Raw genomic sequence first — 13,053 nt, 5'->3', positions numbered from 1 at the left:
TTATTGTTTGGTAATCGTTAATTCCTCGTTAGTCACTTTTTCCCAGACCATTTTTCCGATTTTCTCCCCTTGCTTGACGCCTTCTTCAATGGCATCTCGAAAGTGAATTCCTCCATAAAGTCGGGAAATTGCAGCCTCTTCAGAAGCTTGTAAGAATGAGCTGAATTGTCTTTCCGGTAATCCAAAATAGGTTTCTGAATTATCAAGGAAGGAAAAATTATCACCAAAATAGCCTGTCAAAACTACTGCGGATGCTCTAGAAATAACTGAATGGCCAGAAGTGTATTCTGGAAATGGAGGTGTTTGAAGCAATGGTCTCCATCGTTGATCGATTTCGCGGTTGATTATGGTTTCCGGTCGAATTCGATCTGTTTTGTATTTGGTTTTCCAGCAGGAAATAAAAGCATCATGAAGGGTCATGCCCACTAAAGCATGGATATATGCTGTTTCAGCAAAGCTTAAGCCTGCTTTTTCAGCTGAAATGCCTGTGATTCCCATCCAATGTCCTCCTGGTGAAATCTTTTTTACTCCGATAGCCATATGGCCTGCAAACTTTACCATAAATGGATTACAATCCCAGAAGTTGGCGATGAGCTGTTGTTCTGAATCCAGCTCATTGACGGTTTTGAATACCTCCATCATTTGGGTCTGAAATGAACTGCCTTCTGTCAAATCAAATGGAGCCATGGGATTAGCTTCATATTGATCTAGATTGTCGATGTAGAAGGTTCTGATTGTTTGCCATTCTGGTTCGATGGCGGAAATGTAAGCCGGTGGAGTAGGGTACCAGTTTCCAGGACCTTCTTTGGGTGTATACCCAGTCAATGCAGGAAGTTGTAGATAGCCATCCACCTTTGCTTTGGCAAGTACCAAAGAGGCTATTTCTTCCGCATATGCAATGTGGCTAGGAAGATCCTTCTTTTTTAGAAGTTTGTTTTTGATTGCAAAATCAGCCCATTCGGATTGGTTTTCTTTCAAAAGATAGCCTGATGGCATTACGTTTTCTCCCACTTTCATCAAAGCATAAATCGCCGCAAACTCAGGGGAAGCAAGTACAGTTCCAGGAGTTACTCTAATCTCACCAATAGATATTGGACTGTCTAAATCTGGGTTCTTAAAAACACCTCCTTGGTTTTTGATAGCCAAATAGGCGGCAAGGTTGGAATAGGCATAAATCCTTGCAGCAACTGGGGGACTTGCTACATCGGTTACCATCACTTCTGTGATATGAAAAAGCTGCTCTTTGTAGGTTTTGGCCCAATTGATGGGTTGTGCAGCTTGAAGTGAAGTGGATAGAAATACTCCCAAAAGGAGTAAATAAGTAGTTTTAAACTTACTTTTCATTGTGCTGGTAAAGTTCTAAAGGCTGGCCATGAATCCCAAATAGTAGGTAATCTTTTTGATCAATTTGGATTGGCAGAATGGATTTGATATCCCCTTTGATTTTTAATCCGGATTCGCTTGGCAATAGAGGGGTGAAGTTATTTTTACCATCTCCTAGCAAGATTAGGCCAAATCCTGCATCCATATTTCCGATTCGGATTCGAGTCTGAGATTGATTTCCTCCCATTATCAAATCCTCTATTCCATCTCCATTGACATCTTGAATGACGATTTGGTAAATAGGGAAAGATTGAGCTAAGGTAGGTAGTTTGGATGCTTTAAAGCCTGAACCGGTATTTTCAAAGTAGTAAGAATCCAAGGTGTTTGCCTCCAAAACTTGAGCTTCATCCAATTCCTTTTGGGTAAACAGATCCTTCATCTTTGCATCTGCATACATCTCATAATTGGTGAATTTACTTCTCATGCTGACCATTTGTCCCAATAGTTCATCTCTACTTGCAAAAGGATATGCCTCATCACCAACGTAGCATTCTAAGATCGGATCTACTGAACCATTTTTGTCAAAATCAGCAGCATATAGCCTCAATCTTTTTTGTTCATTGACTTTGAATTGGGAGTTCAAACCGAAATTTCCGGCAATCAAATCTAAATCTCCATCACCATCCATATCAGCTTGTGCCAGTGAATTCCACCATCCTGAGAAATCAGCTTCAAAATATTTAGCTGTTTCATCCCTGAATGATTTTCCGTTTTCATTGATGAAAGCTGATATCGGCATGTATTCCCCAACAAGGATAATGTCTGGGAAGCCATCTTTATTTAAATCTTGGGAAACCGCTCCGGTTACCATTCCCAGTTTTCCTTCATTCGGAAGGAGAGTTGATGTTTGGTCAGAGAAAATACCTTGTCCATCATTGATGAGGATTTTGCTTGACGGTGTTTGAGGATATCGGCCCGGAATTACTTTTCCACCTACAAATAGGTCCAGGTCCCCATCTTGATCAATATCAAGTGCCAAAGCAGGTCCTGAAGAAATCGTATAGCTTGGGAATTGTTTGTTTAGGACAAGATTTCCTGCTCCATCATTTAGGAATAATCTGTCTTGAAGGGATTCGTCAGAGCTTAAATAATCATGATATCCTCCGCTTCCAATAAATAAATCCATCCATCCGTCACCATTGAAATCTTCAAATAGGGCAGTGGCATCGGTAAATTCTTGGGTGGATCTGAAGCCTTGGAAATTACTCCAAGTGGTCCCATCAAAGCTAAATATCTGAGCACTTTGTCCTTTATTTCCTCCTATGAAAATTTCCGGTTTTCCATCTTGATCCAAATCAGCGGTTGCGAGGCTTGGGTTGATAGCTCCAGGCATGGATATCATCAAAGGTTGACGCTTGAAATCATTAAAAGGATTTGGTTTCGGGATGAAATTTGGAGAAGAAGCTCCTTTAGAAAATAAAGTGTTTGACTTCTTTTCTGGTGAACTGATAGGCCTTGAGTTCGTGTAGGATAGCTCAATCGCTTGATTGATAGGTGCATTTGAAATGCTTTCTACATTTCCATCAGGCCATGTGACTTTGATAGAGTCAATTTTTTCAGCTTCGCCTAGTCCAAAATGCATTCGATAGGTACTAGAAGATTGAAATCCTCTTACGACCTGATGTTCTTGTATTTGCTGGATACCATTGCTGAATACTTGGACTTCAGCTCCCAATCCGAAATTATTGCCGTTGGGTCCATTGAGATCGATTCCAATCCAATTTCCTTTCGATCCTTTATTTTCTAAAATACTCGGAGTTTCATTTAGGTTGCTGACAACCAAATCCAAGTCCCCATCTTTGTCCAAATCAGAAAATGCAGCTCCGCTTGAAAAGCCTTCTTTTTCAAAACCCCAGTCCAGAGAATGATCTTGGAAGTTCAAATCACCTTTGTTTTCAAAAAAGTAATTATGAACAGGAGTGGATGTCATGCTAGTAACCAGATGCAAAGTATCAGCTTTTTCATTGGCTACTGCTTGTTTGAAATAATAGTCTCCTTTATACTTTAAGAAATCACGGTTGGTATAATCTCTGTAATACCCGTTTGTAATCATCAGGTCTTTGAGACCATCGTTTGTGGCATCAAAGAATAAAGCAGACCAGGACCAATCTGTATTTGATATGCCGGATAATTGCCCCATTTCAGAGAAATTACCATCTCCCAAATTGACTTGAAGCATGTTTCTCATGTTTTGATGATGAAAACCCTGCTTGATCATCAATGCATATTGCTCATAATTTTCAGGACCATATAGCAGCTTTTGTCTACGATTGTCCTCAGGAAGCATATCCAAAGTATAGATGTCTTTCAAGCCATCATTATTGACATCAGCAATATCAGCTCCCATAGAAAAATGGGAAATATGCTGAAACTGAGAAGTCATTTCATCTTTGAATGTTCCGTCTTTTTGATTGATATAGAGATAGTCAGGCTCGATATAATCATTGGTTACCAAGATATCTTCCCAGCCATCTCCATCGATATCGGAAGCAATTACACCTAGACCAAAACCTAAAGGAGACCCTTTTATTCCAGCTTGTTCGCTAATATCGACAAACTTGCCATTATCATTTCTAAACAATTTGTCTCCAGCGAAAGGATGTCGGATTTCTTTTGCTTCACCAAATTCCAATTCGGTAATTACTTCGATATGGTGGTTTAGTAAATAAAGGTCCAAGTCTCCATCTCTATCAAAATCAAAAAATAGTGCTTGAGTTGAATTGGAAGGATCATCTATTCCGTATTCAGCCGCTTTTTCGGAAAACTTAAAATCACTTTCATTGATCCAAAGCTCATTTCGTCGACTTTCTAAATCTCCTTTTCCCGAATAGGAAACATATAGATCCAATAAGCCATCACCATTCACATCGGCCATGCTAACCCCAGTAGTCCAAGAATTTTTACCTTCTATTCGGGCAGATTTTGTAATGTCATCAAATTTCAGTCCCCCCAGATTTTTATACAAACGATTGGAAACCATATTCCCTGTAAAGAAAATATCATCCAATCCGTCATTATTGAGGTCACCGACAGCCACGCCACCACCATTGTAGAAATATTCGTATCTAAGGATGTTGTTTTCTTGATCTTCCGTTAACTGGTTTTTGAAATTTACTTTGGTTTTCCCTGGCTTTAAAGATTCAAATCCGGACTGACTATATGCCATTGTGGACATAAATAGTCCAAGCCCGAAAATCCCAAGCAGGAAAACTCGTAATAATGAAAATCTTAATAAATACATGAATTGGACTGTTATCCCAGTCTGTTAATGATGTCTTCGAACAGCTGTTCGTTTACTACAGCTACTCCTCCCATCAAACCTACATCTTTTCCAAGTTTGTATAGCGCCAATTCCGACTTTTCTCTTGATTTGGCCATGCTGTAGATATTCAATGCCTGTTGGATAGGAGTAATTAAGTATTGATTAGCTTCTGCTACAGATCCTCCAATGATGATTAATTCAGGGTTTAGCAATTGAATCAAGATTGAGATTCCTCTCCCCAGATCCAGGCCTGCTTCAGAAAGGATTGTAATAGCTCTTTGATCTCCCGCTAAAGCTGCTTCAACCACAATTCCCGGTTCCAACTCACCTTGATGGTCTCTTACCATTCTTGCTAGGATGCTGTCTTTATCCAACTTGATAGCTTCCTCTGCCATGCGAACGATTGCAGTTCCAGATGCAACGGCTTCCAAGCAACCTTTTTTACCGCAGGTACAGGTAACATCTCTTGATTCGAATATAGGGGAGTGAGAAAATTCACCTGCAAATCCTGAGGCTCCTTGATAAATTTTTCCATCAATGATAATCCCTAAACCAATTCCCCAACCTACAAATAGTCCTAGGACATTCTTATGGTTATGTTCTGATCCGAATTTGAACTCCGCCAAAGTCATAGCGCGAGCATCATTTTCAAGGAAGATTTTTTTATGGAAACGTGCCTCGAAATTCTCTAACAATGTCTTTTTACCGAAGCGGAAGTAAGTGTAATTTACTCCTCCTTGAGAATCGACTAATCCAGGCATGGAAATCCCTATGGCAATCACCTTATCAGGTGCAATTCCTGAATTTTGAAGGTAGGCATCCATATGATCACAGATTTGATCAAAGGTTTCCTTTTCATTGTTCAAAGTGATTTTATGACTCTCCTTGGGAGTTGCAAGAGCATTATTACAATTGTACAAAGCCAAATTCATATTGAACTTGGATAAGTCTACCGAAAGAACGTAGAAGGCATCTTCAGCCAATCTGTATAAATCGGGTTTTCTTCCTCCTTGAGATTCTGCTCTTCCGTGCTTGATTACTTCACCCGAGCTCATTAGATCATTTAGTAACGAATTGACGGTAGGAAGTGAGATGCCTACTTCATTACAAATTTCGCTGGCAGTATTGGCACCTTTTAGGTAAAGGTTTTTGATGATTTTGATCTTATTGAGGTAGCTTTTAATTTCTACCACTCCGTCCATTTTTTCTATGACGGCATTCGGGTTGATTAGATTCATATTGGTAAGTTGTCCTTGAATTAAGGGATTTTTTACGTTTCAAAAAATACTTTCATAAAAAAATTAGGAAAGAAACTGTGAAAAATCATGAAAAAGACAATTTATTTCTTTTCAGGAAGATTCTGGGGAAAAAAGATTCTGGATTAAACATCGAAAAACCAATTAAAATGAAAAAAAATGGCCCGTTTTCGGGCCATAATTATTGTTTAATCTTCGTCCGTAGCTCAATCACCCTTAAAATAAACTAATCAAGTCAAAAAAATGGTCTAGCGGACTCGCTAAAACAATAACTCAATTTAAACACAATTATTTGAAATACAAATAATTGTGTTTAAAAATATAATTTATGTCTTTTAAATAAATGGACTGAAGTCCAAGTTTCTTGAGAGGGTGTTTTCCTCTTGCTCAACGATTTCATCATCCTTGTAATTGATTAAATCTTCGAGTCTTCCAGCTGAATTATAATATCTCCAAGGACCTTCTTTCTTTCCGTCTTTCATTTGGCCTTCTGAGGCCTTTCTTCCATTCTCATGGAAAAACGTCCACAAACCTTCTGCTTTACCAGATAGGTATTGTCCTTCAGACTCTTTTTTTCCATTTGTGTAATAGGTGATTCGGGTGCCATTTCCATCCTTAAGAGTACCCTTGTCCAAAGTCCCCGTTCCATCATAGTTATGGTACTCGGAAATATTGATTAATCGGCCATTATCCCAAAACTCTTCTTGAGTCAAGGTCTTATTGTCATAGAAAAGACCCCAAATTCCATCTTCGAAACCTAATTTATAAGCTCCCATCGACTTCAGTTGTCCTCCGTCGTAATAATAGACCCATTGTCCATTTTCCATACCAAGATCATATTCACCCTCTGCGATTAGAAGACCAATCTTGTTGAAATATTTCCATAGACCCGTTTTCAGGTCATTTCTGTATTCTCCAATTGAGAAAAGTTGGCCGTCAGGGAAGAAACTCTTCCATAGACCTGTTTTCATGCCATTTGCATATTGACCTTGCACAGATGGAGCTCCATCATCAAAAAACTCCTCGTATTTGCCAACAGGAACTCCTAATTCAAAGGTTTTCCTTTTAGCGATTGCCTTATTTGGGTAATACTCTTCCCATGTACCTACTGCAATCCCACTTTCATAGTTTTCGATTCTGGCAAGTCTTCTATTATCGTAATAATATTTCCAGGTGCCTACACGATTCCCATTGTCATCATAAAATTCATTTGCTTCCAAAATTTTGGTGTAAGGGAAATAGCGGACCCATGAACCTACTTTTTTACCATTTTTGTAGTTGCCAGTTTCGAGAACATTGTAATCTGAATAGCTGGTATACTCGCCTTCTAATTGCCCATCTTTGTAAATAGCTTCAACTTCCAGCTTACCTTCCATGTCGTATTCCAAATATGGACCATCTTTCTTGTTGTCGACATAAAATTCACGTATGGCAACCTCTCCAAATGGATGATATGTAACCCATTGACCAGTTTTTTTACCTTTCTCAAATTGACCTTCTGAGTAAGGTTGCATGGCTTTTATATAATCAGGTTGCCCAGTTTTGCCATAATATTCTATGTATTTGCCAACTAAAACGCTGTCTTGGAATACCATAGATCTTTTTAAAGCTCCATCTGCATCAAATACCATGGCAGGTCCGAAAAGGACACCGTCTTTATACTCTGCTTCAACTTGTCTTTTTCCATCTTGGAAAAAGGTGAGCCAAGTGCCAACTCTTTTACCATTTTCGTAATTTCCTTTGAGAAGTACGGTATTTGTTTTTGGGTTTGAAAATTCCCAAAGTCCCTGCCTCTGATTATTATTAATTACTCCAGTTGCAACAATAGAAGAATCCGAACTGTAAATTCTGACCAATTGATTCTGCTGTGCAAAAAGTGGGGAGCTAATGAATAGAAGCAATATGATTAGTTTCCTCATAAATATTTTCTCGTGTTCTAGGCGAATTGCCAATCGGGCGATTTTTAGTTGATCAAATTTATCTATTGTACGCACAATTGAAATTCCTGTTTAAAAATAACCTAATTCTCCTTCTTTGCCAGAAAAGCTTTGGCAGAGATTAGGATGCTTTCTATTTCTTTTTTCCAAAGAAATAGACTATTGGATGTCTCCGGATCAATGGGTAATTCCTTAAACCACTGTATGTAGGTTAATTCCTCATTCTTCAACGAAGACTTTTCTATGATTTCTGAATAATCCCAAGGACTAGGCGCTTGGCAAAGTTCAAAGTCTAAACTTTTTAAATCCCAATCTTGAAAAGCTTCTTTTCCACAGAGAACAAAAAGGTAGATCCCTTTGCCAAACCAATTAAGAACTCGAATATTTAGTCCCTGATCGAAATCAAAGTCTCGAATCAAGTCCAAAACTTGGTAGGGGAGCCCAATTAAATCATTGCCTTGAGTGACCTTTTTTCCTTTGGATGGAAAATGGAGGTCTTGGAGAGTTTGGTTCGAAAATTCATTTCCCAACTCACCCAAAAGCTCATGAAATATTAATTTAAGCCGGTTTTGTTTTCGGATAAGCTCCTCATTGCTCCAAAGTTCCAGATCTAAAAGTTTGGAATGGTCTATCATATTACCATTGAAGTAATGCTGATGCCCAAGTGAATCCAGAACCAAATGCAGCCAGACAAATCAAATCACCGTCTTTGATTTTTCCTTGCTCCCAAGCTTCACTCAAAGCAATAGGAATAGTAGCTGCAGTGGTATTGCCCATGTGCATGATGTTGTTGAAGACTTTATCGTCAGGAAGCTCCAATTTTTGTTGGATGTATTGACTGATCCTCAAGTTTGCCTGATGTGGAACCAATAAATCAATGGCAGATTTGTCCAAACCATTATGATCCAGAGCCTCCTCGATCACTTCCATAAAACGAACTACTGCATGCTTGAAAACTGCATTTCCATTCATTTTTAAAAAAAAGCTACCTGAATCAATCAATTCAGGGGAAAGCCTGACATCACGGCTACTACCTGGATCCTTACAGTATAACTCTTCTGCGTGTTGTCCCTGAGAATGTAAATGAGTCGATAGAATGCCTTGGTGATCTCCTTCTGCGGCACCGACTACTACCGCTCCAGCTCCATCAGCAAAAATCACAGCACTGGACCTTCCTTCATCACTTTTATCCAACGCAGAAGATTGAATCTCGGCTCCTACAACCAAAACTTTATTATACATGCCGGTTTTGACGAATTGATCGGCAATGGAAAGTCCATAGATGAATCCAGAACAAGCATTTCGGATATCTAAAGCCCCAATATTTCCAAAGTTGAGTTCTCTTTGAAGCAAAACTCCATTTCCAGGAATAAAATAATCAGGAGTAACTGTGGCAAAAACAATGAAGTCAATTTCCTCAGCTGTAACACCAGCGCGCTCCAAAGCCATTTCAGTAGCTTTTTTGGAAAGTGAGGTGACCGTATCGACTCCAGGAGTGAACCAATGTCTGGTTTTGATTCCAGTGCGTTCTACAATCCACTCATCATTGGTATCCATCATTTCTGATAGTTCATCATTGGAAACTACTCGTTCTGGAACATAATGACCAACTCCTAAAATCCGGGATTTTCTCATGGTTCTTGGGTTTGTTTAAATACAAAAGGGAGCCAAATATCGGGACTCTACTTTTGATCTACAAAAAATAACCCAAAAGGACTCAACCGAATAAGGTATAGTTCCCAAACTGATCCATAGGGGAAGTCTTGCGAATGATGGCTGGGCTATCATTGTGGACCGAATTGACTAATGGCGAAACTGTAAATCCAACCATCCTGTCCGGATCATAGGGATGGAGCATTTCCAAAAGTTCTTTTTCCTCAGTGTATTTATCGAGCCATTTTTTCTCCATTTCCTTGGATAGAATGACGGGCATTCGATCATGCACTTCTGAAACCACTTCGTTCGGGGTAGTTGTCAAGATCAAAAAGGTGTGTTGGGTATCTCCATTGACGTTTTCATATTCCTCCCAGATTCCAGCAAAAGCGAATAATTCATCATCCCTCAGTGTGAATCGATAAGGGATTTTGGTCTTTTTTCCCAATCTCTTCCACTCATAGAAGCCGTCAGCAGGGATGATGCACCTTCTTTGTTTAAAGGATGATTTGAATGAAGCCTTTTCATGAACAGATTCTGCTTTGGCATTGATCAATTTTTGTGAAACTGGCTTGTTTTTACCGAAATCTGGCGTGATTCCCCAGTAGAAGAATGAAAAACCCTTTGGGCTTTGAGAGGTGATAACCGGAACCAGTTGGGTGGGAGCAATATTGTATCGCGGTTTGAAATCGGTCAGCATTTCAGCTTGGAACCTTTCTTCCAGATCAATTTTGCTTTTACTCAATGAATATCTTCCGCACATAGGAGTTTTATAATTTGCTGGAAGTTAGATATCCATCCGAATAAATTCAAATGCTCTTTGATCAGAATAGTAAGGATCTTTGGAATTTAGTGGAGTAAACCCAACATGTCCCCCATGTTTTGGGAATTCAAAGTAGACACTGTCTAATTCCTTGGCCATTTTTTCAGGAAAGCAAAGCTCACTCAGGAAAGGGTCATTTTTGGCATTAAGGACTAGGGTAGGGATGCGGATATCCTTTAGAAAATTAATAGAAGAATTGATCTCATAATACTCTTCAGCGTCACTGAAGCCATGTAAAGGGCCTGTGTAAACATCATCAAAGTCGCTGAGTGTTCTGATATTTTTAAGGAAATGAACAGGGATTTGCTCGGGGTGCTCTTTGGCTTTTTGAATCACCTTCTTCTTCAATGTTCTCAAAAAACGCTTGGAATACAGCGTGTTTTCAGTTTCAGATATTTTTTTGCTGGAACTTGATAAGTGGAGCGGAACTGATACCGCGACACCTTTTTTGATTTGAGGAATGGAATCTCCTTTTTCTCCCAAATATTTGAGAACCAGATTTCCACCTAAACTAAAGCCGACCAAACTTATAGAATCATAATCCTTAATGGCACGCTGGACTACCTCTTGTAGATCATAGGTGGCTCCGGAGTGGTAGAATATTGCATTTTGATTCAGCTCGTCACCACATCCACGGTAATTCCAAGTCATGACATCATAGCCATCCTCCAAGAAAAGTTTGGCCATTCCCAACATATAAGGTCTACTGCTATTTCCCTCCAAACCGTGGCAAATAATGATTAAATGTTCTCCATTTTGCCGATACCAATCCAAATCCAAAAAATCTTTGTCGGGAGTTTTTATTCTTTCTCTTTCAGGAGTCCCTAAGGTGACTTTTCGGAAAAGAGCAGGATAAATAGTCTCTAAATGTCCATTAAACAGCCACTTAGGTCTTTTGTAGGAGCTATTGGAGATCAAAGGCATGTAAATAGCAGGGGATATGTAGTCTTAAAAGGGTTGGGAAAATACTAGTTTTAAATTTGAATAAAGACATTATAAAAACTATTTTTGGACACTTTAAAACGAACTAGCGCGCAATAACCTATGGCCGAAGTAATAAGAATGCCTAAGATGAGTGACACCATGGAAGAAGGGGTGATCGCTGCATGGTTGAAAAAAGTTGGAGATTCTGTGAAGCCAGGAGATATCCTTGCTGAAGTAGAAACCGACAAAGCAACTATGGAGCTTGAGTCCTACGAAGAGGGTGTCCTTTTATACATTGGAGTAAAAGAAAAAGATGCAGTTCCAGTTAATGGAATTATTGCTGTGATCGGAGAGAAGGGAGAAGATTTCCAAAGTCTATTAAGCGAAGGTGGTGCATCTGAAGCGAAAGCTGAAGAGGCTCCTAAAGCTGAAGAGAAAAAAGAAGCTGCTCCTCAAGCGGCTGCACCTGTTGAGAAAATTGACACTTCCAACATCGCTGCAACTGTAATTACAATGCCTAAGATGTCTGATACCATGCAGGAAGGTACTATCGCTGCATGGTTGAAGAAAGTAGGTGATGATATCAAATCAGGTGAAATCATTGCAGAAGTAGAAACTGATAAGGCAACCATGGAATTGGAGTCTTATGAGGATGGTACTTTGCTTTACATCGGTGTAGAAGCTGGTGATAGCGTTCCTGTGGACGGTGTCATAGCTGTGATCGGTGAAAAAGGTGCTGATTTCGAGACTTTGTTGAAAGCTCAAGAGCAATCTTCTTCAGAGCCAGAAGCTGCTGCACCTGCTCCAGCTGAGAAGCCTGCTGAAACCAAAGCTCCAGAAGCTCCTAAAGCTGCACCTGCTGCTTCTACCGCTGCTCCAGTTCTTGCTGATGGAGAGAGAGTGAAAGCTTCCCCACTTGCAAAGAAAATTGCTGAAGAAAAAGGAATTGACATTCGTCAGGTAGCCGGAAGCGGTGAAAATGGGAGAATTGTCAAAAGAGATATCGAGAACTTTGTACCTGCTGCTGCACCTGTTGCCGCTGCTGCCGGAGCCTCTGCACCTGTAGTTGGTCAGGAAAGCTTCATAGAGGAGAAAGTTTCTCAAATGAGAAAAGTCATTGCGAAGAGATTGGCAGAAAGCAAATTCTCTGCTCCTCACTTCTATTTGACAATGGAAATCAACATGGACAAAGCAATCGAAGCTCGTAAGAGCATGAATGAGATTGCCCCTGTGAAGATTTCATTCAATGATATGGTGATCAAAGCTGCAGCTGCTGCTTTGCGTCAGCATCCAAAAGTAAACTCCAGCTGGTTGGGAGATAAGATCAGATACAATGATCATATCCATATCGGTATGGCGGTAGCTGTTGAAGAAGGATTGTTGGTGCCTGTGATTCGTTTCGCAGACAGCAAATCTCTTTCTCAGATTTCTACTGAAGCAAAAACTTTGGGTGGAAAAGCTAAAACCAAAGAACTTCAGCCTAAGGATTGGGAAGGAAACACCTTCACTATCTCCAACTTGGGTATGTTTGGAATCGATGAATTCACTGCTATCATCAACCCACCAGATGCATGTATTCTAGCTGTAGGTGGTATCAAAGAAACTGTGATCGTGAAAGATGGCCAGATGAAAATTGGCAACGTGATGAAGGTAACTTTGTCTTGTGATCACCGAGTAGTAGATGGAGCTGTAGGCTCTGCCTTCCTATTGACACTGAAAGGTCTACTGGAGGATCCAGTCAGAATCTTAATCTAATAAACTGCCAAAAAGTCCTGTTTCGACAGGACTTTTTGCTTTAGAACGGTTATTGGTAGA

The 13,053-nt window shown here is 39.8% G+C and carries 9 protein-coding genes; 1 reads left to right on the top strand and 8 read right to left on the bottom strand.

Annotation, left to right across the window (positions count from 1 at the left end; genetic code table 11):
• From BUF13_RS04945 to BUF13_RS04910, 8 genes are all read right to left on the bottom strand, one after another.
• Window positions 1-1,344: a vanadium-dependent haloperoxidase gene (locus tag BUF13_RS04945; RefSeq protein WP_073570605.1), complete on the bottom strand. Its 1,344-nt coding sequence runs from the start codon at window positions 1,342-1,344 to the stop codon at window positions 1-3.
• Window positions 1,334-4,624 (bottom strand): VCBS repeat-containing protein, encoded by a 3,291-nt coding sequence (locus tag BUF13_RS04940; RefSeq protein ID WP_073570604.1) that lies wholly within the window; start codon window positions 4,622-4,624, stop codon window positions 1,334-1,336. The genes BUF13_RS04945 and BUF13_RS04940 overlap by 11 nt, the downstream gene beginning before the upstream one ends.
• Before the next feature lie 11 nt (window positions 4,625-4,635).
• Entirely contained in the window at window positions 4,636-5,883 is a 1,248-nt protein-coding gene (locus BUF13_RS04935; protein WP_073570603.1) for an ROK family transcriptional regulator, read from the bottom strand.
• 353 nt (window positions 5,884-6,236) lie between these two features.
• Window positions 6,237-7,820 carry a toxin-antitoxin system YwqK family antitoxin gene (locus BUF13_RS04930; protein WP_073570602.1) on the bottom strand — a complete coding sequence of 528 codons (1,584 nt, stop codon included), beginning with the start codon at window positions 7,818-7,820 and terminating at the stop codon, window positions 6,237-6,239.
• Window positions 7,821-7,921: 101 nt separating this feature from the next.
• The gene (locus BUF13_RS04925; protein WP_073570601.1) at window positions 7,922-8,473 is read right to left on the bottom strand and encodes a hypothetical protein; all 552 of its coding nucleotides are present in this window, start codon (window positions 8,471-8,473) and stop codon (window positions 7,922-7,924) included.
• Between the two features lies 1 nt (window position 8,474).
• Window positions 8,475-9,473 (bottom strand): 3-oxoacyl-ACP synthase III family protein, encoded by a 999-nt coding sequence (locus BUF13_RS04920; RefSeq protein WP_073570600.1) that lies wholly within the window; start codon window positions 9,471-9,473, stop codon window positions 8,475-8,477.
• A gap of 82 nt (window positions 9,474-9,555) precedes the next feature.
• Complete coding sequence (locus BUF13_RS04915; protein ID WP_073570599.1) at window positions 9,556-10,254, bottom strand: SOS response-associated peptidase; 699 nt, start codon at window positions 10,252-10,254, stop codon at window positions 9,556-9,558.
• A gap of 24 nt (window positions 10,255-10,278) precedes the next feature.
• Window positions 10,279-11,238 (bottom strand): YheT family hydrolase, encoded by a 960-nt coding sequence (locus BUF13_RS04910; RefSeq protein WP_073570598.1) that lies wholly within the window; start codon window positions 11,236-11,238, stop codon window positions 10,279-10,281.
• Window positions 11,239-11,358: 120 nt separating this feature from the next.
• On the opposite strand from BUF13_RS04910, the gene BUF13_RS04905 reads away from it, so the two are divergent.
• Window positions 11,359-12,993, top strand: a complete 1,635-nt coding sequence (locus tag BUF13_RS04905) for a pyruvate dehydrogenase complex dihydrolipoamide acetyltransferase (RefSeq protein WP_073570597.1) — start codon at window positions 11,359-11,361, stop codon at window positions 12,991-12,993.
• The last annotated feature ends 60 nt before the right edge of the window (window positions 12,994-13,053 follow it).

The sequence above is a fragment of the Algoriphagus zhangzhouensis genome (assembly GCF_900148515.1).
In the GTDB taxonomy this organism is placed as follows: Bacteria; Bacteroidota; Bacteroidia; order Cytophagales; family Cyclobacteriaceae; genus Algoriphagus; species Algoriphagus zhangzhouensis.
Note: the sequence above shows the minus strand (reverse complement) of the source record. Positions and strands in the feature narration are given on the sequence as shown.

Excerpts from the sequence above, each read along its gene's own strand:
- BUF13_RS04945 (WP_073570605.1), bottom strand. The coding sequence starts at position 1,344 with ATGAAAAGTAAGTTTAAAACTACTTATTTACTCCTTTTGGGAGTATTT.
- BUF13_RS04940 (WP_073570604.1), bottom strand. The coding sequence starts at position 4,624 with ATGTATTTATTAAGATTTTCATTATTACGAGTTTTCCTGCTTGGGATT.
- BUF13_RS04935 (WP_073570603.1), bottom strand. The coding sequence starts at position 5,883 with ATGAATCTAATCAACCCGAATGCCGTCATAGAAAAAATGGACGGAGTG.
- BUF13_RS04930 (WP_073570602.1), bottom strand. The coding sequence starts at position 7,820 with ATGAGGAAACTAATCATATTGCTTCTATTCATTAGCTCCCCACTTTTT.
- BUF13_RS04925 (WP_073570601.1), bottom strand. The coding sequence starts at position 8,473 with ATGATAGACCATTCCAAACTTTTAGATCTGGAACTTTGGAGCAATGAG.
- BUF13_RS04920 (WP_073570600.1), bottom strand. The coding sequence starts at position 9,473 with ATGAGAAAATCCCGGATTTTAGGAGTTGGTCATTATGTTCCAGAACGA.
- BUF13_RS04915 (WP_073570599.1), bottom strand. The coding sequence starts at position 10,254 with ATGTGCGGAAGATATTCATTGAGTAAAAGCAAAATTGATCTGGAAGAA.
- BUF13_RS04910 (WP_073570598.1), bottom strand. The coding sequence starts at position 11,238 with ATGCCTTTGATCTCCAATAGCTCCTACAAAAGACCTAAGTGGCTGTTT.
- BUF13_RS04905 (WP_073570597.1), top strand. The coding sequence starts at position 11,359 with ATGGCCGAAGTAATAAGAATGCCTAAGATGAGTGACACCATGGAAGAA.